24 protein-coding genes and 1 pseudogene are annotated in these 26,707 nt (G+C 71.9%); 18 read left to right on the top strand and 7 right to left on the bottom strand.

The window, feature by feature from the left end:
• Positions 1–81: 81 nt before the first annotated feature.
• Positions 82–135, top strand: a pseudogene (locus tag ACYQ77_RS26165) (hypothetical protein); the annotation flags it as partial.
• Positions 111–467, top strand: a complete 357-nt coding sequence (locus ACYQ77_RS26160; RefSeq protein WP_459715816.1) for a transposase — start codon at positions 111–113, stop codon at positions 465–467. The pseudogene ACYQ77_RS26165 and the gene ACYQ77_RS26160, both read left to right, overlap by 25 nt.
• A 323-nt stretch (positions 468–790) precedes the next feature.
• On the opposite strand, the gene ACYQ77_RS26155 is transcribed toward ACYQ77_RS26160, so the two are convergent.
• Together ACYQ77_RS26155 and ACYQ77_RS26150 are read right to left on the bottom strand one after the other, a co-directional pair.
• Positions 791–3,262 carry an ABC transporter permease gene (locus ACYQ77_RS26155; RefSeq protein WP_459715785.1) on the bottom strand — a complete coding sequence of 824 codons (2,472 nt, stop codon included), beginning with the start codon at positions 3,260–3,262 and terminating at the stop codon, positions 791–793.
• Positions 3,262–4,038, bottom strand: coding sequence for an ABC transporter ATP-binding protein (locus ACYQ77_RS26150; protein ID WP_459715783.1), 777 nt, complete (start codon positions 4,036–4,038; stop codon positions 3,262–3,264). Before ACYQ77_RS26150 ends, ACYQ77_RS26155 begins: the two co-directional genes overlap by 1 nt.
• Positions 4,039–4,145: 107 nt before the next feature.
• Between ACYQ77_RS26150 and ACYQ77_RS26145 the strand changes: the two genes are divergently transcribed.
• Genes ACYQ77_RS26145 through ACYQ77_RS26130 form a run of 4 tightly spaced genes read left to right on the top strand, consistent with a single transcriptional unit; the run spans position 4,146 to position 6,573 of the window.
• The gene (locus ACYQ77_RS26145) at positions 4,146–5,288 is read left to right on the top strand and encodes a sensor histidine kinase (protein ID WP_459715781.1); all 1,143 of its coding nucleotides are present in this window, start codon (positions 4,146–4,148) and stop codon (positions 5,286–5,288) included.
• Complete coding sequence (locus tag ACYQ77_RS26140; RefSeq protein WP_459715780.1) at positions 5,285–5,941, top strand: response regulator; 657 nt, start codon at positions 5,285–5,287, stop codon at positions 5,939–5,941. Before ACYQ77_RS26145 ends, ACYQ77_RS26140 begins: the two co-directional genes overlap by 4 nt.
• Before the next feature lie 13 nt (positions 5,942–5,954).
• Positions 5,955–6,170 (top strand): hypothetical protein, encoded by a 216-nt coding sequence (locus ACYQ77_RS26135; protein WP_459715778.1) that lies wholly within the window; start codon positions 5,955–5,957, stop codon positions 6,168–6,170.
• Positions 6,154–6,573, top strand: coding sequence for a hypothetical protein (locus ACYQ77_RS26130; RefSeq protein ID WP_459715777.1), 420 nt, complete (start codon positions 6,154–6,156; stop codon positions 6,571–6,573). Before ACYQ77_RS26135 ends, ACYQ77_RS26130 begins: the two co-directional genes overlap by 17 nt.
• 66 nt (positions 6,574–6,639) lie before the next feature.
• On the opposite strand, the gene ACYQ77_RS26125 is transcribed toward ACYQ77_RS26130, so the two are convergent.
• The 3 genes from ACYQ77_RS26125 to ACYQ77_RS26115 are packed head-to-tail and all read right to left on the bottom strand — an operon-like array spanning position 6,640 to position 8,822.
• Positions 6,640–7,512, bottom strand: coding sequence for an ABC transporter permease (locus tag ACYQ77_RS26125; RefSeq protein WP_459715776.1), 873 nt, complete (start codon positions 7,510–7,512; stop codon positions 6,640–6,642).
• A gap of 24 nt (positions 7,513–7,536) precedes the next feature.
• Entirely contained in the window at positions 7,537–8,427 is an 891-nt protein-coding gene (locus ACYQ77_RS26120; RefSeq protein WP_459715774.1) for an ABC transporter ATP-binding protein, read from the bottom strand.
• A complete protein-coding gene (locus tag ACYQ77_RS26115; RefSeq protein ID WP_459715773.1) occupies positions 8,424–8,822 on the bottom strand; it encodes a GntR family transcriptional regulator in 399 nt (132 codons plus the stop codon). Before ACYQ77_RS26115 ends, ACYQ77_RS26120 begins: the two co-directional genes overlap by 4 nt.
• Positions 8,823–9,047: 225 nt before the next feature.
• On the opposite strand from ACYQ77_RS26115, the gene ACYQ77_RS26110 reads away from it, so the two are divergent.
• The 10 genes from ACYQ77_RS26110 (at position 9,048) to ACYQ77_RS26065 (ending at position 19,996) form a co-directional block, all read left to right on the top strand.
• Positions 9,048–10,397: a hypothetical protein gene (locus ACYQ77_RS26110; RefSeq protein WP_459715771.1), complete on the top strand. Its 1,350-nt coding sequence runs from the start codon at positions 9,048–9,050 to the stop codon at positions 10,395–10,397.
• Entirely contained in the window at positions 10,394–11,374 is a 981-nt protein-coding gene (locus ACYQ77_RS26105; RefSeq protein ID WP_459715770.1) for a glutamate ABC transporter substrate-binding protein, read from the top strand. Before ACYQ77_RS26110 ends, ACYQ77_RS26105 begins: the two co-directional genes overlap by 4 nt.
• 4 nt (positions 11,375–11,378) lie before the next feature.
• Positions 11,379–12,596 carry a hypothetical protein gene (locus tag ACYQ77_RS26100; protein ID WP_459715769.1) on the top strand — a complete coding sequence of 406 codons (1,218 nt, stop codon included), beginning with the start codon at positions 11,379–11,381 and terminating at the stop codon, positions 12,594–12,596.
• Complete coding sequence (locus ACYQ77_RS26095; RefSeq protein ID WP_459715767.1) at positions 12,593–15,013, top strand: serine/threonine-protein kinase; 2,421 nt, start codon at positions 12,593–12,595, stop codon at positions 15,011–15,013. The genes ACYQ77_RS26100 and ACYQ77_RS26095 overlap by 4 nt, the downstream gene beginning before the upstream one ends.
• Before the next feature lie 10 nt (positions 15,014–15,023).
• Complete coding sequence (locus ACYQ77_RS26090; protein WP_459715765.1) at positions 15,024–16,025, top strand: protein phosphatase 2C domain-containing protein; 1,002 nt, start codon at positions 15,024–15,026, stop codon at positions 16,023–16,025.
• Positions 16,022–17,353, top strand: a complete 1,332-nt coding sequence (locus ACYQ77_RS26085; RefSeq protein WP_459715764.1) for a vWA domain-containing protein — start codon at positions 16,022–16,024, stop codon at positions 17,351–17,353. Before ACYQ77_RS26090 ends, ACYQ77_RS26085 begins: the two co-directional genes overlap by 4 nt.
• A complete protein-coding gene (locus ACYQ77_RS26080) occupies positions 17,353–18,030 on the top strand; it encodes an FHA domain-containing protein (RefSeq protein WP_459715761.1) in 678 nt (225 codons plus the stop codon). The genes ACYQ77_RS26085 and ACYQ77_RS26080 overlap by 1 nt, the downstream gene beginning before the upstream one ends.
• 172 nt (positions 18,031–18,202) lie before the next feature.
• Positions 18,203–18,979 (top strand): transposase family protein, encoded by a 777-nt coding sequence (locus tag ACYQ77_RS26075; RefSeq protein WP_459715815.1) that lies wholly within the window; start codon positions 18,203–18,205, stop codon positions 18,977–18,979.
• 218 nt (positions 18,980–19,197) lie between these two features.
• Positions 19,198–19,503, top strand: coding sequence for an antibiotic biosynthesis monooxygenase family protein (locus ACYQ77_RS26070; protein ID WP_459715759.1), 306 nt, complete (start codon positions 19,198–19,200; stop codon positions 19,501–19,503).
• A gap of 73 nt (positions 19,504–19,576) precedes the next feature.
• Positions 19,577–19,996: a DUF6010 family protein gene (locus ACYQ77_RS26065; protein ID WP_459715756.1), complete on the top strand. Its 420-nt coding sequence runs from the start codon at positions 19,577–19,579 to the stop codon at positions 19,994–19,996.
• On the opposite strand, the gene ACYQ77_RS26060 is transcribed toward ACYQ77_RS26065, so the two are convergent.
• A complete protein-coding gene (locus ACYQ77_RS26060; protein ID WP_459715753.1) occupies positions 19,969–20,766 on the bottom strand; it encodes an SGNH/GDSL hydrolase family protein in 798 nt (265 codons plus the stop codon). The genes ACYQ77_RS26065 and ACYQ77_RS26060 overlap by 28 nt on opposite strands.
• Before the next feature lie 115 nt (positions 20,767–20,881).
• Complete coding sequence (locus ACYQ77_RS26055; RefSeq protein WP_459715751.1) at positions 20,882–22,126, bottom strand: SGNH/GDSL hydrolase family protein; 1,245 nt, start codon at positions 22,124–22,126, stop codon at positions 20,882–20,884.
• Positions 22,127–22,330: 204 nt separating this feature from the next.
• Here ACYQ77_RS26055 and ACYQ77_RS26050 point away from each other — a divergent pair, with 204 nt between their 5' ends.
• Positions 22,331–23,377 carry a hypothetical protein gene (locus ACYQ77_RS26050; protein WP_459715749.1) on the top strand — a complete coding sequence of 349 codons (1,047 nt, stop codon included), beginning with the start codon at positions 22,331–22,333 and terminating at the stop codon, positions 23,375–23,377.
• Positions 23,378–23,406: 29 nt separating this feature from the next.
• Positions 23,407–25,911: a DEAD/DEAH box helicase gene (locus tag ACYQ77_RS26045; protein WP_459715747.1), complete on the top strand. Its 2,505-nt coding sequence runs from the start codon at positions 23,407–23,409 to the stop codon at positions 25,909–25,911.
• Positions 25,912–26,707: the final 796 nt, after the last annotated feature.

The following is a 26,707-nucleotide window of genomic DNA, read 5'->3' as shown; positions in this document are numbered from 1 at the left end:
GATCATGCTATCGGTCGGTCTCGGGGCGGACCCACCACCAAGATCCATCTCGCCTGCGACGGTCATGGTCGGCCGTTGTCGGTGGTGTTGACCGGCGGGAACGTCAACGACTGCACCCGCTTCTTCACGTCCTGGCTGGCGTCCGGTTCGAGCGATCTGGTCCGGGCCGACCTGGCACTCGCCCGGACCGGGTACTGGCGGACAAGGGCTACTCCAGCAAAGCCATCCGCACCTACCTGCGACGACGCGGTATCCGAGCGACCATTCCCGAACGCCGCGACCAGCGCAACAACCGTGCCCGCCTCGGCTCCAAGGGCGGCAGGCCACCCGCCTTCGACAAGACCGCCTACCGCCGCCGCAACATCGTCGAACGCTGCTTCCAGCGCCTCAAACAATTCCGGGCGATCGCCACTCGCTACGACAAGACCGCGCTGTCCTACCAAGCCACCCTCACCCTCTGGCTTTGAGGACGCTCCCTAGTGCACGACCCGCTTGAGATCGTCGCAGGGATGCTCGGCCGCCAGTCAGCCACGGCCGAGACAAGTTGGCGTGTTCCCAAACCTGACGCCCTGCTTCCGAAACCATGAGCCCAACTCGCTAGTGCACCACACGAGGGACTGGCTACCCCCAGGCTGATCACGGCACGATCCGACCAGCCGAGCCTCAGCCGCACAGTTGTGTCACTCGACGGGACACGACCGTGCGGTTGAGGAACCAGGTGAGCGGGCCGTGCCGGTCGGTGTGGGTGGTGGCACGGCCGTCTCCCTGTCGGCGCCGGGCGTTGTTGTGGTCAGGCCGTCATGATCGCTCCCAGGATGTCGGTTCGTGCGGCTCGGCGGGCGGGCCACAGCGCTGACAGCACTCCCACCAGCACCATTCCGGCCAGCGAGATCAGCACGACCACGTACGGCATCCCGATGTCGAACAGCGGGTTGCCGAGCATGACGTGCTGCATCACCGCGCCGAACAGCAGGCCCACGGCTATGCCCAGCACTCCTCCGTAGCCGCAGATCACGACGCTCTCGAACCGCACGGCCGCGCGGACGAGCCCGCGGCTCGCGCCCACCGCTCGCAGCACGCCGATCTCGCGGGTCCGCTCGATGACCGACAGCGCCAGCGTGTTGATCACCCCGAACACGGCGATCACGATCGCGGCGCCGAACATCGCGTACATCACCGACAGCAGCAGCTGGAACTCCTCGACCTCCTCGGCCAGCACCCCCTCCCGGTCGGTCACCACCACGTCCGGGCGGTCGGCGAACGCCGCGTCCAGCGCTGTGCGGGCATCGCCGATCGCGTACACGGTCGTGACGCGGTCGCGGAACCAGGCCGGCGCCCGGCCCACATCGAGGTAGAACAGCGGCTGCCCCTCGACGGTCTCGATCAGCCCCACGATCCGCTGGCGCACCGGCGGCGAGCCGGGGAACTCCAGCGCCACCGTGTCGCCGACGCCCACGCCGAGCATCGCGGCCTCGTTCGTGCCCACCACGACCCCGCGCCGCAGGTCACCGCTCCCCGCGACGATCCTTGGCGTGAGCACGTCGCCGAATCCGGCCGGTTCGATCGCCGACACGGACGTGTGACTGGTGCCGCCCGCATGGGTGACGCTGATCAGCGCGTACCGGTCGGCGGCCACCCGGTCGACGCCCGGGGTCGCCCGGGCCCGCTCGAGCACGTCCGGGCCGAGCGGGTCGGCACCGGAGGCCGAACGCAGGATGGTCGCGTCGGCGGGCACGGTGGCCCGGACGGCGGCGCCGAGCATCGACACCATCGTCTCGCCGAGCGTCGCGAACGCGCAGACCAGCGCGAGCCCGACCAGCAGCGCCGAGGACGTCGCGGCCGTACGCCGCGGGTCGCGGACGGCGTTGCGGGTCGCCAGGCGCACGACCGGGCCACCGCGCCGCCCCGCGATCCGCGCCACCGGCCGCAGCACCGCGGCGGCGAGCACCGGCGCGAGGAGCAGCACGCCCAGCCATCCGACCACCCCGGCGGCCAGGCACAGCACCCGTTCGGTGTTGCTCAGACCGTCGCCCGAGATGAACGCGATCGCCAGGACCCCGATGACGAGCAGCGCCGTCCCGGCCACGGTCCGCCGACGGGCCGGGTGAGGACGGGCGTCGCGGCCCGCGTCGCCACGGAGGGCGGCGACCGGTGCGACCGCCGCCGCGCGCCGGGCCGAGGCCCACGCCGCCACCGCGGTCACGCCGATGCCGACCACGTAGCCGACGGCGATGGCCAGGGGCGTCACCGTGTAGCTGACGGTCTCCCCCGATGGCGTGAACGCCCACATGCCCAGCAGGCCGAGCACCACGCCCACCACGACTCCCGCCGTGGCGCCGACGAACCCGAGTGTCGCGGCCTCCAGCAGCACCGTGCGGCGGACTTGCCGCCGGCTCGCGCCCACGGCCCGCAGCAGCGCGAACTGCCGCACCCGTTGCGTGACGAGCATCGTGAACGTGTTCGCGATGACGAACATGCCCACCAGCACCGCCACCGCAGCGAACGCCAGCAGCGACTCGCGGGTGGACCGCGCCGCCTCGTCGGCGTCGTCGCGGTGCTCCACCGCCAGTTCCTCGCCGGTGTGCACGCTCAGGTCCGGTGCGGTCATCGTCCGGCGCACCGCCTCGACGACCGTGGCGACCGGCGCGCCCGCGGTGGTCCGCAGCTCTAATCGGTCGTAGGCGTCGCCCAGCAGAGACCGGGCGTCCGCCGCGGCGAAGGCCACCTCCGGGGTGGACTCCACGCCCAGGGTCCGGTACTCGAAGATGCCCGCGATCGAGGCGTGGACCTCCCGGCCGTCGGCCAGGATGACCCTCGCCTCGTCCCCCGGGGCCAGCCCCGCATCGATCGCCGCCGCCTGTGACAGGGCGACCTCGCCCGCGACCGGAGCGCGGCCAGTGCTCAGCGTGAAGCGGCCGGTGGCGTCCCAGCCGGTGCCGGCACGGACGTGGCTGCCGGGGATGATCTTGCCGTTCGCACCCACCAGCGATGCCGGGGCCGCGTGCACGGCGGTGACCCCCGCCACCCCCGGGATCTCCGCCAGGCGTGAGACGTCCTCCTCCGTCAGTGCCGGGTGCGCTTCCGGACCACGGACCGCCACGTCCACATCCGACCTCGTGGCCGTCGCGGTGAACGACGCGGCGGTCGAGTCGGAGATCACCCACGTCGCGACCACGAACGCCACCCCGAGGACGATCGCCACGAGGGTCATCGCGATCCGGCCCCGGTGCGCGCGCAGGTCGCGCAGCATCGCCCGCAGCATCAGACCCCCATCCTTTCCAGGTGCTTCATGCGGTCCAGGACGCCGTCCGCCGTTGGTGCGGCGAGTTCGTCGACGAGCCTGCCGTCGGCGAGGAACAGCACGCGGTCCGCGTACGCCGCGGCGGCGGGCTCGTGGGTGACCATCACGACGGTGCGGCCGAACTCGTCGACGCTCGTGCGTAACAGCTCGAGCAGGTCGGCCGACGACCTCGAGTCGAGGGCGCCGGTCGGCTCGTCCGCGAACACGACGTCCGGGTTCGTGATCAGCGCCCTGGCGCACGCGACGCGTTGCTGCTGGCCACCGGAGAGCTGAGCGGGCCGGTGCTGCAGGCGGTCGCGCAAGCCGGTGGCGGCCACGATCGCCGCCACCAGCTCCTCGTCCGGCGCGCGGCCGGCCAGGTCGAGCGGCAGGGTGATGTTCTCCCACGCGGTCAGCGTCGGCAGCAGGTTGAACGCCTGGAACACGAACCCCACCCGGTCGCGGCGCAACGCCGTCAGCTCGTCGTCGCCCATGCCGGACAGCTCGGCGTCGCCGAGGAACACCTCCCCGCTCGTCGGCTCGTCGAGGCCGGCGACGCAGTGCATGAGCGTGGACTTGCCGGACCCGGACGGACCCATGATCGCCGTGAACCGTCCACTGTGGAAGTCGACGTCGACGCCCGCGAGCGCGACGACGCGCGAATCCCCTTCGCCGTAAACCTTTGTGAGTGAGCGGGCTCGTGCCGCTGGTCGTTTCTGCACGGCGTCGACGATCCCGGAATCGGCCGCGGAACACATCGGACCGTGGGCCGGACTTGCGGGTCAGACCACGGTCCGACCCGCCTGCGCAAAGTCCACCCGTGGTGGGACGCGCAGCGGCCCGTCCCCCGTATACCGTCACAACCGTGCTCGCATACCTCCGTCGCCGATATCTCTTCGTCCTCGACGTGGTCCTGGCCGGCGTGCTCGGCGCCGTCGTCGGCTACGCCGCGGGCGACGCCGACGTCGAGCGCGGACCCGGCGAACCCCTCTGGGTGTCTGTGCTCGCCACCGCGCTCATCGCGGGACCGGTGTACGTGCGGCGGGAGGCGCCGTTGCCCGCGTACGCGGTCAGTCTCACGGCGGCGACGGTGGCGATGCTGTCCGGGATCATCCCCACCGTGGCCGTGGGCGCGCCGATCACCGCGGTCGCCGTCATGTTGTACCTCGTCGCGGCCGAGGCACCGTGGCGGCGGTCGGTGCCCGCGCTCGGCGCCGGGCTCGTGGCGACCGTGGCGGTGATGCTGTACGACCGGCTGGTGGGCCGGCTGGTCGAACCGTGGACCGGCAGCCTGGTCGGGGTCACGTTCGGCTGGCTCGTGCTCGTCACCGGGTGGGCGCTCGGGTTCGCCGCGCGCGAACGGCGCAGGCGCGCGGAGGACGAGGCCGTCCGCCGCACCGAGCAGGCGGTCGCGGAGGAACGGCTGCGGATCGCGCGGGAACTGCACGACATCGTGGCGCACAGCATGAGCCTCATCGCGGTGAAGGCGGGCATCGGCAACCACGTGGCCGAGACCCGGCCCGCCGAGGCCCGCGAGGCGTTACGGGTCATCGAGGCGACGAGCCGCGGCTCGCTCACCGAGATGCGGCACCTGCTCGGCGTCTTACGCTCCGAAGTGGACAGCCCAGCGCTTGATCCGGCGCCGGGACCGGCGGGCATTCCCGCGCTCGTCGACCGGGCGCGCACGGCCGGGGTCACGGTGTCGCTGAACCTGGACGGCGTCGAGGGCCTTGCCGAGGGCATCGGCCTGTCGGTGTACCGGATCACCCAGGAGGCGCTCACCAACGTGGTCCGCCACGCCGCGCCCACCCGGTGTGCGATCACGGTGGCGGTGACCGAGGAGACTGTGCGGGTCGAGGTGACCAACGACGGCCCCCGGGCCGTGCGGGGGCCGGGCGGGCACGGGCTGATCGGGATGCGGGAGCGGGTGGCGGTGTACGACGGGACGTTCGAGGCGGGGCCGAGAGCGGAGGGCGGCTGGCGGGTGGTGGCGGTGCTGCCGAGATGATCAAGGTGCTGGTGGCCGACGACCAGGCGCTCCTGCGCGGCAGTTTCCGCATGCTGGTGGAGACCGCGCCCGGGTTCAGCGCCGTCGGTGAGGCCGAGGACGGGGTGGCCGCCGTCGAGGTGGCGGGCAGGCACCGGCCGGACGTGGTGCTGATGGACGTGCGGATGCCGAACATGGACGGCATCGAGGCCACCAGGCGGATCTGCGGCAACCCGGCCACCTCAGGGGTGCGGGTCCTGATCCTGACCACGTTCGACCTGGACGAGTACGTGTACGCGGCGCTGCGGGCCGGGGCGAGCGGGTTCCTGTTGAAGGACACCCCGCCCGCCGACCTGCTGGGTGCGATCAGCGTGGTGGCCGCCGGTGAGGCGCTGCTCGCGCCGACGGTGACCCGCAGGCTGATCGCCGAGTTCACGCGGCGGCCGGAGCCGACGGGAAAACCGGTCGACCTCAAGGAGGTCACCGAACGGGAACGGGAGGTGCTGCTGCTGATCGCGCGCGGCATGTCGAACACGGAGATCGCGGTGAACCTGCACCTGGGGCTCGCCACGGTGAAGACGCACATCGGGAGGTTGCTGAGCAAGCTCAACGCGCGGGACCGGGCGCAGCTGGTGATCGCGGCGTACGAGTCCGGCCTGGTCACACCCGCTTGATACGGTCGTGATCATGCCGGTCTCCGCTGACGACGTCGCCCTGTCCGTCCGGATCGCCACGGACACGCTCGCCGCGACGGGCACCGGCTGGGACAGGCCCGCGGGCGGTCTCACGTGGACCTGCTGGGAGACCACGGAACGTCGCCGACGACCTCCTCTCGTACGCGGCGCAGCTGACGAGGCGGACGACCGACGGGTGGGCGCCGCTCCGGATGACCGCACGCCGTGACGGCGCACCGGAGGTCGCGGTCCTCGCCGACCTCGACGCCGGGCCGCCCGGACTGCTCGACGTGGTGGACGCGTGCGGCGGGCTGCTCACCGCCGCGGTCCGCGCGGCGCCGCCGGGGGCACGCGGCTATCACGTGTTCGGCCAAGCGGACGCGGAGGGCTTCGCGGCGATGGGCGTGGTGGAAGTCCTTGTCCACACAGCCGACGTGACGGCAGGCCTCGGGCTGGCGTGGGATCCACCCGCCGACCTGTGCGACCGCGTGCTGGCCCGCCTGTTCCCCGAGGTCGAACCCGCGAGCGACCCGTGGCGAACCCTGTTGTGGGCCACGGGCCGCGTGGCGCTCTCCGACCGTCCACAGCGGACCAAGTGGCGCTGGCACAGCGCGCCACTCGAGCACGACTGACCGAGCTACCGGGAGAGGGTTCCGTCAAGGTCGGATGGGACTTCTCTGAGCCACGTCAGCACGGCGTCAGACCGGTCTCCGGGCCACCCGGTACACGACCGGGCCCGCCAGCAGCACCGACGCGAGCAGGAGGATACCTGTCTCGGTGAACTGGAAGCGCCAGTACCGGTCGGCGGGCTGGTAGAAGAGGACGGTCCGGTAGCCGGCGTCGTGCACGCACCGCGTGTACTCGTCGCCGGGCACGTCGGCGCATTCCGGCACCGTGTCGGTGTCCACTCCGGACGGTGAGAGGAACGTCTGGTCCGTGATGAACGACTGGGGCAGGCTCTCGGCGTCCTCGACGACGATCCGCGCCGGTTCCGCGTAGTCCTGGCGCGCCGAGAACAGCCCCATCATCACGAGGACGAACACCGCGATCGTCACGGCGAACGCGGGCAGCGTCCGGCGCAGCACGCCGCCGGCCGCCGTGCCGAGGACGAAACCGAACAGCCACCACACGCCGCCGAGGACGCCTGTCGCGCCGAACAGGGCCGTGTCGTCGAAGCGGTCGGCGTACCAGGCGCCGTCGAACGTGTCCAGCCAGGCGCCGACCATCACCCCGAGCAGCAGGCCGGCCGCGGTCACCGCGAGCCCGAGCACGCCGAGCTTCACGGCGAGCCACCGCAGCCTGCTCACCGACTGCGTCCACGCGAGCCGGTGCGTGCCCCGCTCCAGCTCACGCGCCAGCAGCGGCGCACCCCAGAACAACCCCGCCGCGAGCGGCACCACCGGCAACCAGCTGAGGTACACGTACAACCGCTCGTAGTGCGCGCCGAGCGCCTGGTCCGTCAGGCCGGACGACCCGAGCCCGTGCACGAGCAGCACGACCCCCACCACCGCGAGAAAACCGGCGGTCACCAGGATCTGCGCGCGGTGCTGACGCCATGTCAGCCACACCATCGTCATTCTCCCCTCACGTCAGGATCAGGCCCGGGCCAGCGCGGGCTTCGGCAGGGCCGCGCTCTCCGGGCGGCGCAGGTAGGCGAGGACCATCTCCTCGAGGCTGACGCCGCGGTCGCTCCACCTCGGGTCGAGCGCGGGCCGCTGCGGCCCGGTGCGGACGAGCAGGGTGGCCTGCCGGTCGGTCCGGTCGTCGTCGACGACGGTCGTGCGCGCGGCCACCCCGTCCGCGAGCTCGGCGGGCCCGGTCAGCAGGCGGTGCCCGGCGAGCAGTTCCTCGATGTCACCGGAGACCTGCACGCGGCCGCGGTTCAGCACGACCAGCCAGTCGCACGTGTCGACGAGGTCCGACACCACGTGCGAGGACAGCACGACGGTCATCCCGCCCTCGGCCACCGCGGCCATCAGCCCGCGCATCACGTCGTGCCGGGCCAGCGGGTCGAGGTTGGCGAGCGGTTCGTCCAGCACGAGCAGGTCGGGCCGCTTCGCGAGGGCGACGGTCAGCGCGACCTGCGCCTGCTGGCCGCCCGAGAGCTTGCCGACCTTGCGGCCAGGCGGGATGTCGAGCGCCGCCAGCCTGCGCACGGCCATGTCCTGGTCCCAGCCGGGGTTCATCCGCGCGCCGAAACGCAGCATCTCGGCGACGGAGAAGCCGTCGTAAAGCGGTTTGTCCTGTGGCAGGAACGCGACACGCGGCAGCGTCTCGACGGTGCCCGCGGGGGCGTCGAGGACCGTCACGCTGCCCTGGTCGGGCGTGAGCAGCCCGACGACGAGGTGCAGCAGCGTCGTCTTGCCCGCCCCGTTCGGGCCGACGAGCGCCACCACCCGACCTTCCGGGACGGCGAGGGAACAGTCCTTCAGCGCCCAGTTGCGCCGGTACTTCTTGCCGAGACCGGTCGTCGTCAGCGCGTTCACGCCGTGTCCTCCCCTACGCGAAACGAATCCAGCACCACGGACGCGAACAGCGCCTCGATGTCCTCCGGGTCGAGACCGGCCGTGCGGGCCTCGGCGACCCAGCCGGACAGCGAGTCGCGCAGCCGCGCGTGGTCGGCCGCGGACGCGCCGCCGAGCGAACGCTGCACGAACGTGCCGAGCCCCGGCTTGCCCGCCACGAGCCCCTCCCGCTCCAGCTCCCGGTAGGCCTTGAGCACGGTGTTCGGGTTGATCGCCAACTTGTCGACGACCTCCTTCGCGGTCGGCAGCCGGTCACCCGGCCGCAGAACGCCCAGGCGCAGGGCGTGTTTGACCTGGTGCACGAGCTGCAGGTACGTGGCGACGCCGGAACCGCGGTCCAGGCGGAAGTCGATCACGGGCAACACCCTTTCCCTAATGAAGTAGTGAAATAGTGTAGGGAGACGAAACCGTTGTCAAGCAGGACGGCACATTGCGGCGAAACGGCCACGCCACCAGGGGATCCGCGGCTACGCTGACGATCACCGTCGGGGGATGGCGCGAAGGGGTCTGTCGTTGGTGTCGATCACGTTCGATCGGGGGTCCGGGGGATCGCTCCCCGGAAGTTCCCAGGGGGTGGTGCCGTGAGCGCCCCCACCGCTCCCCCGCCCGCCGCGAGCGCGCCCGCCCCGGCACCGCGGCGCGCCGGCCGGACCGGTGAGCTGCGCGAACTGGCGAGGACCACGCCCGGTGTGCTGATCGTCTTCACGGTCGCGCTGGTGCTCGTGAGCGTCCTCGTCGGCCTGTTCACCTCGCTGAGCGTGCAGAGCCGCGCGCAGGCGCTCGACGACCTCGCGGCCAGGAGCGGTCCGCTGTCGATCGCCGCGCAGGACCTCTACCGCTCCCTCTCCGACGCCGACGCGACCGCCAACAGCGCCTTCCTGTCCGGCGGCCTCGAGCGGGCGGACGTGCGCGCCAGGTACGAAGCAGACATCGCGCAGGCCGAGACCGCGCTCGCCACCGCGGTGGCCGCCCGCGAACCCGCCGACCTCGCCGACCCGGACAGCGCGCTCGCCGTGCTGTCCCGCGAACTGTCGGTCTACACGGGGCTCGTGGAGACCGCGCGTGCCAACAACCGGCAGGGGCTCCCGGTGGGCGCCGCCTACCAGCGCGAGGCGTCGACCCTCATGCGGGACGAGCTGCTGCCCGCGGCGGAACGGCTCTACGTCGACGAGACCGCGGCCCTGCGCGACGACCAGGACCAGGCGGCGGGGATCCCGTTCGTGGAGGTCCTCCTCGGCGCGGCGCTGCTGGTCCTGCTCTTCTTCGCGCAGCGCTACGTGCGGCGCCGCACCCGCAGGCGGCTCAACGTCGGGCTCCTCGTGGCGACCGGCGCCGCCGTCGTTTCGCTGGCGTGGGTGCTGATCGCGACGATCGGGGTGCTGGCGAACGTCAACGCGAGCCAGGAGAACGGTTCCGAGCAGACCGACGTGCTCGCACGCGCCAGGATCGCGGCACTCGCCGCGCGGGGCGACGAGACGCTCACCCTCGTCGCGAGGGGCAACGGCGAGGAGTTCGAGGAGGACTACAAGAACGTGGTCGCGGAGCTGACCGGCGAGCGCGGTCTGCTCGGCACGGCGCAGGCGCTCGCCACCGACGACGCCGTCCGCGACCGGGTGAGCGCCGCCATCGCCGCGCAGGCGGCCTGGGACGACGTGCACGGGCAGATCCGCGAAGCGGACGCGAACGGGGACTACCTGACCGCCGTCAACCTCGCCATCGGCCCGGACGACAACGGCGCGGCCAGCCAGTTCGACGCGGTCGACACCTCGCTGCGGGAGGCCATCGCCAGCACCACGGCGACCTTCGAGGACGAGGTGTCGCAGGCGAGCAACGCGCTGACCGGCACGGTGATCGGCGTGATCGTGCTGGCGCTCGTCGCGGCGGCGGGCGCGGTGACCGGGATCTGGCAGCGGCTCAAGGAGTACCGATGAAGAGGGTGCGGGTGGCCGTCCTGCTCGCGGCCGTCGCGATGGCGGCGGGCTGCACGTCGGGCCAGGACGTCACGGAGTCGCGCGTGCCGGCCGGCGGGCCGCCGATGCCCAAGGGCGCGGCCGAGGTGACCGACCAGAAGGCCCCGTCGGCGGACACGAGCTGTGACCCGACCGCGAGCCTGCGGCCCGACGGACCGCCGCCCGCGCCGGGCGACTTCCCGGCGGGCTCGAAGATGGCGGAGATCAGGGCACGGGGCAAGCTCGTCGTCGGCGTGGACCAGAACACCTACCGGTTCGGGTACCGCGACGCGGCCACCGGCGACCTCCAGGGCTTCGACATCGACATGGCGAAGGAGATCGCGCGGGCCATCTTCGGCAGGCCGGACGCCATCCAGTTCACGGTGCTCACGTCCGCGGACCGCGTGCCGATGGTGCGGGACGGCAAGGTCGACCTCGTGGTGCAGACCATGACGATCAACTGCGAACGCCGCAAGGAGGTCGAGTTCTCCTCGGTGTACTACCTGGCCGGACAGCGGGTGCTGGTGAAGGAGAACTCCGGCTTCGAGGGCATCCAGTCGCTCGGCGGCAAGAAGGTGTGCGCCGCCCACGGTTCCACGTCGATCGCCAACATCGTGAACGCGCCGGTCGACCCCAAACCGGTCGGCATCGGGGTGGCCGGCTGGACCGACTGCCTCGTGATGCTGCAGCAGAACCAGGTCGACGCGGTGTCCACGGACGACACGATCCTCGCCGGGCTGGCTGCGCAGGACCCGTTCACCGAGGTGGTCGGCGCGCCGTTCACGGAGGAGCCGTACGGCATGGCGATGTCGAAGGACGCGCCGGAGTTCACCCGGTTCGTGAACGCGGTCCTCGAACGGCTGCGGACGAGCGGCGAGTGGACGCGGATCTACAACCGGTGGCTCGCGGGCCTGCTCGGCCGGGCGGCCACGCCGCCGGCCGCCGAGTACCGGGACTGAGGCGATGACCGTCGTGCTCAGCCGGGACGAGGTCGACCGCGCGCTCGCGGCCGTGCGGAGCGACAGCGACCGCATCGCCCAGTCGCTCGTCGAGATGGACACCCACCCCGGCCACAAGCTGCTCAAGGACGCCGCGCTCACCGGGCTGACCGCGCAGCGGTGGGCGCAGGCCCGCACCGCGATGGCGACGCTGTGGGAGCAGTACGCGACCTACCGGGACATGGTGGCGCGGGCGCAGGAGGTCCGCGCCCGCCGCTCGCGGCCGGGGGACGAGGAACTGGCCGAGCTGACCGAGATCCTCCACGGACCGGTCGTCGAGCTGGACGCCGAGGCGGTGCCGATCGAACGGCGCGGGCTGACCGGGCCCGCGCAGGTGATCGAGCGGATCACGCTCGCCGACCTGCTGGCACGGATGCGGCAGGCGTTCGACACGGTCACGACCGTGCTCGCGACCGCGGAGTCGGCGTGGTCGGCCGCGATCGGCCGGTTCGACCCGCTGGACCGGCGCCTGCACGCGGTGTCGGTGCAGGCCGAGTCCGTCGGCGCGGCGGCCGACGAGGTGGCCGCGATCCGGCGGGACCTCGACCGGGCCCGCGAGCTGGTGCTCACCGACGTGCTCACCGCGGCCGCCGACGACACGCTGCCGGACGTGGAGCGGCGGATCGCCGACCTGGAGGCGCGGCTGCCCCGGCTCGCGCGGGTGCGGGACGAGTTCGCCACCCGGCTCACCGCGTTCGAGTCGGTGCTGTCGGACATCGAGGCCGTCGAGGCGACCGCCCGCCAGACCCACGCCGCGATGCTGGAGAAGATCGCGTCTCCCGGCCTTCCGGTGCCGGGCGAGCAGGCGTCGTCGGCCGTGCGGACGCGCCTGCGCAGGCTGCGGGAACGGCAGGGCACGACGGGCTGGGACGTGCTGGCCCGCGAGGCCGACGACCTGGAGCGGTTCGCAGCGAACGCGCTCGACGGCGCGCGGACCGCGTTGCGCGCCATCACCGGCCTCCTCGACCGGCGCGCCGAGCTGCGTGGCCGGCTGGAGGCCTACCAGGTGAAGGCCGCCCGGCTCGGGCACGCCGAGGACGGCGAGCTGTCCGGGCTGCACGACGAGGCCCACCGGATCCTGTTCACCGCACCGTGCGACCTGGCCGCGGCGACGAGGGCGCTCAACCGCTACCGCCAGGCGATCCAGGACCGGACGCAGCCCCGCGAGGAGAGAACCGAATGACCCAGTGCCCCCGGCCCGGTTGCGGCGGCACCCTCGACGAGGACCGTTTCTGCGAGACCTGCGGCCTGGAAGCCCCGGCCACGGCTCCCCCGGCCGCCGCAACGCCGGCCCCCGACGTCGCGCCCGCCGCCACGGCCGGTCCACCGGAGCACGCCCGGTCGTCGGTTCCCGGCGCCGGCTGCCCGCGCCCCGGCTGCGGCGGCGCGCTCGACGAGGACGGGTTCTGCGACACCTGCGGCCTCGAGGCGCCTGCAGGCAGCACGAGCGCCGCCGACCCGGACCCCGCCAGCGCGCGGACGGTCAGCACCCGCACCGGTTCGGTGTCCACCGGGTGGACCGCGTCGACCGGCGCGGTCACGAGCAGCTCGCGCCGCGGGTCGTCCCGCTCGTCGAGCCGCGGTCTGCTCGGCGCCGGTCTCGTCGAGGTGCCCAGGGTCCCCTACCGCGACCCGAAGTCGGCCGTGCTCGCCGACCCGAAGGTGCCGGAGAACAAGCGGTTCTGCAGCAACTGCGGCGCCAAGGTCGGCCGCGGGCGCGACGGCAAGCCCGGCCGCACGGAGGGGTTCTGCACGTCCTGCCGCAACCGCTTCTCCTTCTCCCCCAAGCTGTCCCCCGGCGAGGTCCTGCACGACCAGTACGAGGTGCTGGGCTGCCTCGCCCACGGCGGTCTCGGCTGGATCTACCTCGCGCTCGACCGCGCGGTCGCCGACCGCTGGGTGGTGCTGAAGGGCCTCCTCGACAGCGGGGACGCCGACGCGATGGCCGCCGCCGTGGCCGAGCGGCGGTTCCTCGCCGAGGTCGAGCACCCCAACATCGTCAAGATCCACAACTTCGTGCAGCACCCGGACGCGGAGACCGGGACGCTGGTCGGCTACATCGTGATGGAGTACGTCGGCGGTCAGTCCATCAAAGAGATGCTCAAGGACGTCCGGGCCGTCAGCGGCCCGGAGGCGTGCCTGCCGCTGTCCCGCGCGATCGCGTACACGCTGGAGATGCTGCCGCCCATCGGGTACCTGCACTCGCTGAACCTGCTGTTCTGCGACTTCAAGCCGGACAACGTGATCCAGACCGAGGAGCAGCTGAAGCTGATCGACCTCGGCGCCGTCCGGCACATGGACGACGAGGACAGCGCCGTGTACGGCACGGTCGGCTACCAGGCGCCCGAGATCGCCTCCGCGGGCCCCTCCATCGCGTCGGACCTCTACACCGTCGGCCGCACGCTCGCGGTGATGACGTTCCCGTTCGACTTCCAGCGCGGCCACGTCGACCGGCTGCCCAACCCGGCCGAGGAGCCGCTGCTCGCCGAACACGACTCCTACCACCGGTTCCTGCTGCGGGCGACCGCGAGCAACCCGGCGGCCCGGTTCACCTCCGCCGAGGAGATGAAGGACCAGCTCACCGGCGTGCTGCGGGAGGTGCTCGCCGCCGAGGACGGCATGCCGAGGTCGGGCGCCTCCGCGGAGTTCACGCCGGAGCGCCGCTCGTTCGGCATCGACATGGCGTTCCCGGCGGCGCGGTCCCTGCCGTCGCTGGTGCACGCGCTGCCGGTGCCGAGGGTCGACGGCACCGACGCGGCGGCCGCGTTCCTCGCGACCGTCACCGCGACCGAGCCCGCCGCGTTGATCGACGAGCTGCGCCACGCGCCGAAGGCCACCGTCGAGGTGCGCCTGCGGATCATCCGGGCGCACCTGGAGGCGGGTGACGTCGAGACCGCCACCCGGCGGCTCGACGAACTGGCCGGCGACGCGGCCGACCTCGAACGGCGGTGGCTCGTCGACTGGTACCGCGGCGTGGCGGCGCTGGCCGCGGGCGACGCGGAGAACGCGGGCCGGCACTTCGACCGGGTGTACTCGGCGGTGCCCGGCGAGGCCGCGCCGAAGCTGGCGCTCGCGGTCTGCGCCGAGGCGCGGGGCGACGCCGTGACCGCCGACCGGTACTACCGGGTGGTGTGGCGCACCGACCGGGCGTACGTGAGCGCCGCGTTCGGGCTGGCGCGGGCCCTGCTGGCCCGGGGCGAGCGGCTGGAGGCGTTCGACGTGCTGTGCTCGGTGCCGGAGACGTCGAACCACCACACCGCCGCGCGGCTGGCCGCCGCGGACGTCCGGGTGCGGAACGTTCCCGCCGCACAGCTGACCGACGAGGACCTGACGTCGGCGAGTGCGCTGCTGTCCGCGTTGGAGCTGCCCGCCGAGCCGAGGGCGAAGGCGGGCGAGCGGCTGCTGACCGCGGCGTTCGAGTGGGTCACCCAGGGCGGACGCTCCGGCGGCACTGTGCTTGGCTGCCCCATGAGGGAGAACGACCTGCGGGTCGCGCTGGAGGGCTGCTACCGGACGCTCGCGCGGCACGCGGACAACACGAGGGAGCGCATCGCATTGGTGGACAGCGCCAACCAGATCCGGCCTCGGACGTGGGTCTGACGTGGGTACCGTGACGAGCTGCCCGGGGTGCGGCGAGGCGGTCGGCGAGAAGGACCGGTTCTGCGAGAGCTGCGGGCAGAGCCTGCTCGTGCGCAGGACCCCGGTCGGCGGGCCGGTGAGCAGGCCGGACGGCGCCGCGTGCGTGGCGTGCGGCGGGGAGGACGTCGACGCCGACGGGTTGTGCGCCGACTGCGGGCGCGCGCAGCCCAGCGGCCGGGACCGCATGGAGTGCGACCTCGGCATGGTCGTCGGCGTCAGCGACAAGGGCCGCAGGCGGGCACGCAACGAGGACTCGATGGCGTACGGCACCGTGCTCGGCGCGGACGCCCCGCCGACGGTCGTCGCGGTGGTGTGCGACGGCGTCGCCACCTCCGACCGCGCGGACAGCGCGTCGCAGCGCGCGGTGGACGAGGCCGTCGGCGTGCTGCTGGACGCCGTGCTGGAGAACGCCGACCCGGAGGCCGCGACGCGGACCGCGGTGGCGCGGGCCATCGAGGTGGTCTCGGCGCTGGCCGACCCGTCGGTGCCGGGCACCGCGCCGTCCTGCACGTTCGTGTCGGCCGTCGTCACGCCGGAGAAGGTGACGGTCGGGTCGGTCGGCGACAGCCGCGTCTACTGGATCACCGAGCCGGACTCGGGCGCGATGCCGTCGGCGGTGCTGACCGCGGACGACACGGTCGCCGCCGAGCTGATCGCCGAGGGCATGAGCGAGGAGGAGGCCAACTCGGTGCACCAGGCGCACGCGCTGTCGAAGTGGATCGGGGCGGACGCGGGCGAGATCGAGCCGAGGGTGGTCACCGTCGAGCCGGGCGGCCCTGGGCACGTGCTGCTGTGCAGCGACGGGCTGTGGAACTACGTGCCGGACGCCGCCGCGCTGGCCGAGGCGACGCCGTCGGAGGGCGGGATGACCGCGGCCGTCGGGCTGACGAAGCTCGCGCTGGACCTCGGCGGTCACGACAACATCACGACGGTCCTCGTGCCGTTCCCCCCGACGGAAGGGAATGAACCGTGACGCAGCCGGACTTTTCGGTCGAGGTCTACCAGAACGAGTACCTGGCGTCGGGCACGACCGAGGTCAACGCGATCGTCACGGTCACGGCGAGCGGCGCGCCGACCGGGCCGGCGACGTCCGGCGGCGCCGCCGAGGTGATCATCGTCGACTGCTCGGGGTCGATGCACGTGCCGCGCACCAAGCTGTCGTCGGCGAAGCAGGCCACCGCCGCCGCCATCGACACGCTGCGCGACGGGGTCGAGTTCGCGGTCGTGGCGGGCACCGACGACGCCCGGCTCGTGTACCCGTACCAGCACGGCATGGTGGTGTCGTCACCGCAGACCCGCGCCGAGGCCAAGCAGGCGGTCGCGCAGCTCGCCGCGAACGGCGGCACGGCGATCGGCAAGTGGCTCGCGCTCGCCGACGCCCTGTTCGCCACGTCGCGGGCGCCGATGCGGCACGCGATCCTGCTGACCGACGGCCAGAACATGCACGAGACACCGCGCCAGCTCGCGTCGGTGCTGCAGCAGGTGACCGGTCACTTCGTGTGCGACTGCCGGGGTGTCGGCACCGACTGGGAGGTCAAGGAGCTGCGGACGATCGCCGACACGCTGCTCGGCACCGTCGACATCGTGGCGCAGCCGGAGGACCTGGAGGCCGACTTCCGCGCGATGGCCGCGGGCGCCATGAACAAGGCGGTCGCGGACGTGTCGCTGCGGCTGTGGACACCGCAGGGCGCGACGGTCAAGTTCGTGAAGCAGGTGGAGCCCACGCTCACCGACCTGACGGGCCGCCGCACCGACACCTCACCGCGCGAGGGCGACTACCCGACCGGTTCGTGGGGTTCGGAAACCCGCGACTACCACATCTGCGTGCAGGTCCCGGCCGCCGCGACGGGCGAGAAGATGATGGCGGGGCGGGTGAGCCTGGTCGTGCCCGGCACCGGCGGCAACCCCGACCAGGTGCTCGGCAAGGGCCGGATCCTCGCGGTGTGGACCGACGACACCGCACTGTCGACCCGCATCAACCGCGAGGTCGCGCACTACACCGGGCAGGCGGAGCTGGCGGCGGCGATCCAGGAGGGCCTGGAGGCGCGCAAGGCCGGCGACGTGGAGACGGCGACCGCGAAGCTGGGCCGGGCCGTGCAGCTCGCGACGGAGACCGGCCACACGGACACCGCGAAGCTGCTCGCGAAGGTCGTGGACGTCGAGGACGCCCGCACCGGCACCGTGCGGCTGAAGCGCAAGGTCGAGGCGGTGGACGAGATGACGCTCGACACGCGGTCGTCGAAGACCATGCGGGTGCGCAAGAAGCAACCGGACGCTCTGCCGGAGTCAGAGGGGGCCTGATGGCGACGTGCCCGCAGGGCCACACGTCGGCGGACGAGGAGTTCTGCGACGTCTGCGGCCGCGAGATCGGCGGCGCCCCGGCGGCGGCAGCGGTCCCGGACGCCCCGGCGGCGGCCGAGCCGGACCTGACCGCGGCGGGTGCGGAGTGCAAGGTGTGCGGCGCGGAGCTGGCGGGCCGGTTCTGCGAGGCGTGCGGCCACGACTCGATGGCAGCGGTCCCGGTTACGGCGGCCCCGGCCCCGCCGGTCCCGGCGGACCGCCTCCCGGAGGAGACGACGTGGACCGCGACGGTCACCGCGGACCGCGCGTACTACGACTCGGTGATGGCGGTGGACGGCCCGGACGCGGCGGGCATCGCGTTCCCGCCGTACTGCCCCGACCGGCACTTCCCGTTGGCGGGCAAGCAGGTCAGTATCGGCAGGCAGAGCCGCAGCCGGGGCATCCAGCCCGACATCGACCTGATCGGGCCGCCGGAGGACCCGGGCGTGTCCCACCTGCACGCGGTCCTGCTGGCGGGAGACGACGGCACGTGGTCCATTGTGGACTTGGACTCGGCGAACGGGACCGTGCTCAACGACGAGCAGAACCCGTTGCGCCCCAACACTCCCCGGCAGCTCGCGGAGGGCGACCGCGTGTACATCGGCGCGTGGACGCGAATCACGCTACGCAGAGCCTGAGCCGAGTTGATGAAGGCAACGCGCCCCGCACCCAAGCAGCCGAGCGCAACCGTTCCGCCAAGGCCAGCAAGATCGACCACGGCCGCCCCCCCGAACTCCAGCCTAAGCGACGTCTCGTAAGTCGGGGTGGGTGCTGATCGGCTGGTCAACGCAGTAGTTGATCATGTCTGGCATGCAGGTGATCACCGCGTCGCGCTCGGAGTGGATCGTCCCGTTCACCGGCTTGCAACCAGGTCAGTTCCGCAAGCTGGTCGCCGCTGTGGCGCAACGTGGCGGCCCGGACATCGTGGACGGACGCCGGGGCAGGCCATGGAGTCTGCAGCTGCCGGACCGTGTCCTGTTGGTCGCGACGTACTGGCGCACCAACCTGACGATGCGCCAGATCGGTCCGTTGTTCGGCGTCTCGCACTCCGCGGCGCACCGGATCATCAACGCCCTCGGTCCGTTGCTGGCGTTGGCGCCGGTCCGCAAACGACGGATCGACCAGGTCACGATTGTGGACGGCACCCTCGTGCCAACTCGTGATCACCGGGTGGCGGCCCCCAGCAAGAACTACCGGTACTCGGTGAACCTGCAGGTCGCGATCGACGCCGACACCCGCCTGGTCATCGCCACCGGCGAGCTGCAACCGGGCAACCGCAACGACTGCACGGTCTATCACGAGTCCGGCATCGACCAGCAGCTGGCGGGACGTCCAGTGGTCGCCGACGGCGGTTACTACGGAGTCCCCGACGTGATCATCCCATTCCGCAAGCCAGTGCACGGCGAGATCACCGATTGGCAGGAAGAACTGAACGTCGTGCACCGGCGCGTTCGGGCCCGGGTCGAACACGCGACTGAGCAGATGAAGACCTGGAAGGTCCTCCGCGACTACCGCCGCGCAGCCCACACCCTCGCCACCACCGCGTCCGGCATCGCCCATCTACGCAACATCGCGTTCGTCGGCTAACCAACGCCATCAAGCGGGCCGCGACCAGTTACAAGACCAATAACGAGACGTCGCCTAGAGCCGACCACTGACAAGATCCGCCGCCAAGACCCGCGTTGTCCACAGCCCGCGGCCTCCGGCCCCCGGCATCCAGCGTACCGGCGACCACCGACAGCGACGGCCGCCCACGACCGAGTTGTCCACAGCCGCGTCAGCGGGCCATGCGCCAAGATGAACCCATGAGCATCGTGAAGATCAACGCGTTGACGGTCCCCGAGGACATGCGCGAGACGCTCGAACAGCGGTTCTCCTCGCGCGCGGGCATGGTGGAGAGCTCCGACGGCTTCGAGTGGTTCGAACTGCTCCGCCCGGTCGACGGCACCGACAAGTACCTCGTCTACACCCGCTGGCGCAGCGAGGAGGACTTCCGCGCGTGGATGGAAGGCTCCATGCGGCAGGGCCACGGCGGCGGCAACCCCGCGGCGACCGGCTCCGAGGCGTGGTCCTTCGAGGTCGTGCAGCAGGCCGCGCCGAAGGAGGCGTGACCGGCGAGAATCCGTCGGTTCCCGGCACGAATGCCGCTGGTCGGCGCGGCACCGGGACCTTACGTTCGGCGGCATGGAGATCGTTGTCGCCGTGCTCGTCGGCGTCGCCTACGTGTGCCTCAACTCGCTGATCCGCTCCGACGAGACCAGGAGGCGCGTCAACGCCGTCATGGTCGGCGGCGCGGGCGCGGCCTACCTGTCGGGCGGCGGGCTGGGTGTCTGGGAGTTCGTGTTCACGGGTCTCGTCACGTACGTCGCCTACCGCGGCCTCGAGTCGTGGACGTTCATCGGGATCGGCTGGCTGCTGCACACCGGGTGGGACGTCGTCCACCACGTGCGCGGTGAGCCGATCGTCCCGTTCGCCGACCACAGCTCGCTGGGCTGCGCGATCTGCGACCCGGTGATCGCCGCGTGGTGCCTGGCAGGCGGCCCGGCCGTGCTGCGGTGGCCGGGCCGCCGCCGGGATCAGGCCACCGCCTCCAACGGGTTGTAGTAGCCGCCCCGCTGACCGGACGAGTTCGGGTGGTAGGACTCGTCGACCGGCCAGGTGACGCTGTTGATCCAGCGCGTGCCGGACGCGCAGATCTCGTGCCCGGCGAAGGTGTTGCGCGCGTCGATGAACGTGAACCCGAACGCGGCGGCGCGGCCGGAGATCACCGAGGCGAGCACGTCGGAGCTCTGGTTGATCGCGGCCCGCTTGGTCTCGCTCAGGCCGACCCAGCACGAACCGTTGAGCTGGTAGATGTGCGGGTAGCCGAGCACGACCACCCGTGCGCTCGGCGCCCGGTTGCGGATCTGGCTGTACACGTTGTCGAGCCGCCCCGGCAGGGTGGTGCGGGCGAAGTCCTGCGCCTGCTGGTTGCGGCTGACGCAGGTCGAGTCGGAGCTGGTGTTGCAGGTGGTCATGACGTCGGCGAAGCCGGCGTCGTTACCGCCGATGGAGATGGTCACCAGGGCGGTGGTCGAGGTGACCGCCGAGATCTGGTTGTTGAGCACGTCGCTGGTCACCGCGCCGGAGCAGGCGACGAACGCGAACGACGACGGCGCGTTGGCGTTCGCCCACAGCTGCGGGTAGGCGTTCGCGCTGCGCTTGCAGCTGCCGCTGCTGCCGTAGCTGCCCGCGCCGGTGCCCGACGAGTACGAGTCACCGAGCGCCACGTACCGGCCCGCGGCTGCCGACGCGGGTGCGGCGAGGCCGATGGCGGTCGCGGCCGCGACCGCGGCGACGAGAGCGGAGCGGAGAACGGATCGAGGGAACCGCACTGTTACCTCCACAGGGATGCAGGGTTTCGCGCCCATGATCCGATGTGGACGGCCCGTCGGGAATCCACCCGACGGGCCTTAACGTTGCCAGATTCCCACGTGAACGGAGCAACCGCTACCCGACGGACACGCGCCCGTCACCCTGTCGGACGCACGACACCTGCCGGTTGCCCGTCGTCGCCGCACCGGAGAGGCACTGGCCGAGCACTCCGTAACCGTTGGCGTTGGGGTGCCAGGACTCCTGGCAGGTCTGGAAGTAGTCCACGCACGTGCCCGCGATCCGCTGGATGGCGATCTTGTCCTTGCCCGCGAGGTCTGTCACGAATGTCCCGCTCGGGCCGTCCATCAACCGGATCGGCGTGGCGAGCGCGTTGCCCGGGCTGCCGTCCTGTTCGCACAGCCGCGCACCGTTGAACGCGCCCTGCACGTTCAGGTACACGAGGTCGTCGCCGGGGAACTCCGCCGACAGGGTGCTGTGCGCGGACTGCACGATCCGGCCCAGTGCCTGCGAGAACAGGTGGCCCGCCGCCAGGCTCGCCCGGTGCGCGGGGCAGCCGGCCGCGTACCGCTCGGCACCCAGCGCGCGGAACTTGTCGCGGTCGTCCGCGCGGCCGTCCTCCTCGTGGTAGCGCTGCGCGTAGTCGGTCGGCAGGGGGTTGGTGTAGTCCTGGAACACGACCCGGTGCTGCCCGTCGGCGTCCACCTGGTCCAAAGTGGTCAGCAGGGCGCGCAGCGCGTTCGTGGTCTCCGTGGTCGCGGCGGCCACCTCGGCGTCGGTCGCGAGGTCGCCGATGGTGCACGGCTCCTGCGGCGGGTCACCGGCCCAGAACTCCCACCAGCCGGTCCACGCGTCGGCGATGAAGCGGTTGGCGCACACCGAGGCGGCGTCACCGAACGTGAACGAGCTGTTGTTCGAGCCGAGCCCGACCAGGACGAGGTCGATGTCGTGGGTCTGCGCCACGCCACGCAGCTGGTCGAGCTGTGCCGCGACCGTGCGGCCCTTCTCCCGGTTCGCCGACGGGCTGGTGATGTCGTGCGGCTGTCCACCGGAGCACGCGAGGTTGAACCGGTCCTGGATGCCCGGCAGGGTCGCGCGGAACAGCGACGCGTTCGGCGACCGGTGGCAGAAGTAGGCGTTGCTGTTGGCCGCCGACCAGCCGGGGAAGCCTTGCGCGACCCCGTTGACGTCGGTCACGGCCGAGTAGTTCCCGCCGCCCTCGCCGGAGATGAAGCTGTCGCCGAGCGCGACGGCGGCCGTGGGCAGGGCGGCTGGTTCCGCCGCCGACGCGGGCAGGACCACCGCGCCGGCGGCAGCGACGGCCACACCGGCCGCGACGACGAAACGTTTGAGCAGGGACATCACGGGCCTCCCGACCGGCCACGAATGTGAATAAGTTTCACGCAGATGAGACCAGGCGGCGACCGGCCCGTCAAGATCCTCGTTGCATTAGCGCAGCCGTTCGAGCACGTCGAGTAACGAAAGGCGGCCATCCGGCGGGTTTTTGTCACGCAGAGGCATGACAACGCGTGACAAACGAGCAGCGCACAGTGCACGGTGTAGGACATGGCCCAGCCCAGGGTCGACGACCTATTACGCCGACTACTCGTCCAGTGCGCGCCGGAACAGGCGGCCACGGCCGCCGAGATCGCCACCGGTTACCGCTCCGGGCTCGTGCTGACCGGCCCCAAGCCACGTCACACGGTCCGTCACTTACGCCGCATCGGCTACACCGGTCCCATCCTCTGCGACGCGGGCCGCTACAGCGGTAACCACCCGCTCCGCGCGGGCGCCGGACTGCGCGGCGCGTGGACAGCGGAACAGCACGACCTCGGCCTCGTCGCCCTCACCGACTCCGGCTTCCTCTCCCCCGGCGACTGGCCGGGACTGCACCGGCTGCTGGCCGACGCACGCGGCCACCCACCCCCACTGCTCGTCACGCTCCCGCTCGGCGCGGGCTGGTTCGCGGTGCCGGCCTGGATCGACCGGCTGGTCGCCACGCTGAACAACGCCCGCCTGCCGGTCGCGGTCGCGGTGGTCGGCGACTCCTTCGGCACCCGGTACGTCACGCGCGGCCTGGTCCGGCTGCTGACCGTGACCGTGCCGGTCGTGCTGCTGCGGTCGGACATCGGCGCGCTCGGCGCGGTCTGCCACGGCGCGCACGCCGGCGCGCTCGCCACCACGTCCGGGCTGTTCGTGCCCGCGCTGCTCGGCCACCACCGACCCGCGGTGCTCGCCCGGATCGTCGAGCGCACCCCGGACATGGCGGACCGGTGGCCGTGCGACTGCCCGGAGTGCGGCGGCGAGGTGCCCGGCGACCTGTCGCCGGAGGGGATCTACCGGCACTCGCTGCACGCGCAACTGGCGCTCGGCGACCGGCTGCTGTCCGCACCGCACGACGTGACCGCCATGACCAGGGCCTGGCGGGTGCAGTGCGAGCAGGCGCTGGCGGTGCACGAGGAGATCGCGGACCTCATGCCGCCGTGGCCGGTGCCGCCCGCGCTGCGCTGGTGGCGCGACGTCCAGCCGCCGCCGCTCGGCGCGTCCGTGCCGCGCCAGAACTCCTACGACGCGGCGGACAGGCGGGAACGGATCGACCGGCGCACCTCGTAGCGGCGGGACATGGCACGATCGGTGACATCATGACTCTCACCGACGTGCTCCCCGCCGAAGCCGATCCCGACGCCCTGTTCGACGCCTTCGCCACCTGGGCCGAGCAGCAGGGCCTCTCGCTGTACCCGGCGCAGCAGGAGGCGATGATCGAGATCGTCTCCGGGGCGAACGTCATCCTCGCCACGCCGACCGGCTCCGGCAAGAGCATGGTGGCCACCGGCGCGCACTTCGCCGCCATGGCGAACGGGCAGCGCAGCTTCTACACCGCGCCGATCAAGGCGCTGGTGTCGGAGAAGTTCTTCGCGCTGTGCGAGGTCTTCGGCGCGGAGAACGTCGGCATGATCACCGGCGACTCGAGCGTGAACTCGGCCGCGCCGATCATCTGCTGCACCGCGGAGATCCTCGCCAACATCGCGTTGCGCGAGGGCGCGACCGCGGACGTCGGCGTCGTGATCATGGACGAGTTCCACTTCTACTCCGAGCCCGACCGCGGCTGGGCGTGGCAGGTGCCGCTGCTGGAGCTGAACAACTCGCAGTTCCTGCTGATGTCCGCCACGCTCGGCGACGTCACCCGCTTCCAGGAGGACCTGACCCGCCGCACCGGCAAGCCGACCGCGGTCGTCACGTCGGCGGAACGGCCGGTGCCGCTGTTCTACTCGTTCCGCCTCACCCCGCTGCACGAGACGATCGAGGAACTGCTCACCACCAACCAGGCGCCGATCTACGTCGTGCACTTCACGCAGGCCGCCGCGCTGGAACGCGCGCAGAACCTGATGAGCATCAACGTGTGCACCCGCGAGGAGAAGGACCGGATCGCGAAGCTGATCGGGAACTTCCGGTTCACCGCGGGCTTCGGCAAGACGCTGTCGCGGCTGGTGCGCCACGGCATCGGCGTGCACCACGCGGGCATGCTGCCCAAGTACCGGCGGCTCGTCGAGCGGCTCGCGCAGGCCGGGCTGATGAAGATCGTGTGCGGTACCGACACGCTCGGCGTCGGCATCAACGTGCCGATCCGCACGGTCGTGTTCACCTCACTGTCCAAGTACGACGGTCAGAAGGTGCGGCTGCTCAAGGCACGCGAGTTCCACCAGATCGCGGGCCGCGCGGGCCGGGCAGGCTACGACACGGTCGGCAACGTCGTCGTGCAGGCGCCGGAGCACGTGATCGAGAACGAGAAGGCGCTCGCCAAGGCCGGTGACGACCCGAAGAAGCGCCGCAAGGTGGTGAAGAAGAAGCCACCGGAGGGCTCGATCGGCTGGGGCGAGCCGACGTTCCAGCGGCTGGTCGAGGCCGAGCCGGAGCCGTTGACGTCGAGCTTCGCGGTGTCGCACGCCATGCTGCTCAACGTGATCGGCCGCCCCGGCGACGCGTTCACGGCGATGCGCAAGCTGCTGGAGGACAACCACGAGGACCGGCCGGCGCAGCGTCGCCACATCCGGCGCGCTATCGCGACCTACCGCGCGCTGCTGTCCGCCGGCGTCGTCGAACGGCTGTCCGAACCGGACGAACAGGGCCGCTCGGTGCGCGTAACCGTGGACCTGCAGCTGGACTTCGCGCTGAACCAGCCGCTGTCGCCGTTCGCGCTGGCCGCGATCGAGCTGCTGGACATGGAGTCGCCGTCCTACGCGCTGGACGTGCTGTCGGTCATCGAGTCCACGTTGGAGGACCCGCGCCAGATCCTGTCGGCGCAGGAGCACAAGGCACGCGGCGAGGCCGTGCAGGCGATGAAGGCGGACGGGGTGGAGTACGAGGAGCGGATGACGCTGCTCGAGAACATCACGTACCCGAAGCCGCTCGCCGAGGAGCTGCTGTACGGGGCGTTCGAGACCTACCGGCGCGGCCACCCGTGGGTGGCGGACTACCAGCTGCGGCCGAAGTCCGTGGCGCGGGACATGTTCGAGCGCTCCATGACGTTCACCGAGTACGTCGCGTTCTACCAGCTGTCCCGCAGCGAGGGCATCGTGCTGCGCTATCTCGCGGACGCGTACAAGGCGCTGCGGCAGACCGTGCCGGACGAGGCCAAGACCGAGGAGCTGAGCGACCTCATCGAATGGCTCGGCGAGCTGGTGCGCCAGGTCGACTCCAGCCTGCTCGACGAGTGGGAGAAGCTGACCAACCCGACCGACGACACGGTGTCCGCGGACGCCGACGAGCGCGCCCCCGCGGTCACGCGGAACGTGCGCGCGTTCCGGGTGCTGGTGCGCAACGCGTTGTTCCACCGGGTGCAGCTCGCCGCCGCACGGCGTTACGCCGACCTCGGCGCGCTGGACGCGGACGCCGGCTGGGACACCGAGGCGTGGATGGACGCGCTGGAGCCGTACTTCGAGGAACACGACGAGATCCGCACCGGCCCCGACGCCCGCGGCCCCAAGTTCCTGATGATCACCGAACACGAGGACCGGTGGGAGGTCCGCCAGATCTTCGACGACCCCGAGGGAGATGGTGACTGGGGGATCGTCGCGGAGGTCGACCTGGCGGAGTCGGACGAGATCGGCGCGGCCGCGGTGAAGGTTCTGGACGCGGGGCAGCTTTAGCGTGCGGGGCCGGGGCCTGACCGCGGCTTGGCACGGCTGGCCCGGGCTGGTGCCGGAAGAACGCGTTGCTAACCGCAGGAGCCGGGCGCTGCGCGCCCAGCCCGCGAAGCGGGCGGGGATCCCAATGCCCGAAAGACCACTCGGCGCAACGCCGACCAGCCAGCGCACCCGCCCTCGTGAACACAGCCGGACAGCGCCGACTCCCCCGGGCCAGAGCCCCGAAGAACACCCTGCGAACCGCAGGAGCCGGGCGCTGCGCGCCCAGCCCGCGAAGCGGGCCACGACGCCTGACAACGCCGCCACGACAACCAGAACACGGCCCGACCGCGGCTTGGCAGCGCTTGCCACCCGGGGCTAATGCCCGTGCGCCTGGCAGAGGCGGGGGCGCTGCGCGCCCAGCCCGCGAAGCGGGCGGGGATCACAATGCCCGAAAGACCACTCGGCGCAACGCCGACCAGCCAGCGCACCCGCCCTCGTGAACACAGCCGGACAGCGCCGACTCCCCCGGGCCAGAGCCCCGAAGAACACGCTGCGAACCGCAGGGGGCCGGGCGCTGCGCGCCCAGCCCGCGAAGCGGGCCACGACGCCTGACAATGCCGCCGCGACAACCAGAACACGGCCCGACCGCGGCTTGGCAGCGCTTGCCACCCGGGGCCAATGCCCGAAGAGTCATGGCGCGAACCGCAGGGCGCTGCGCGTCCGGCCCGCGAAGCGGGCGCGAACGACGCTGTCCCCCCAGCCACGCGTGATCCGCGAGAAAGGCGCGCAGCACCCGGGTCCGCGAAGCAAACGACCC

The organism is Actinophytocola sp. KF-1 (genome assembly GCF_054661535.1).
Note: the sequence above shows the minus strand (reverse complement) of the source record. Positions and strands in the feature narration are given on the sequence as shown.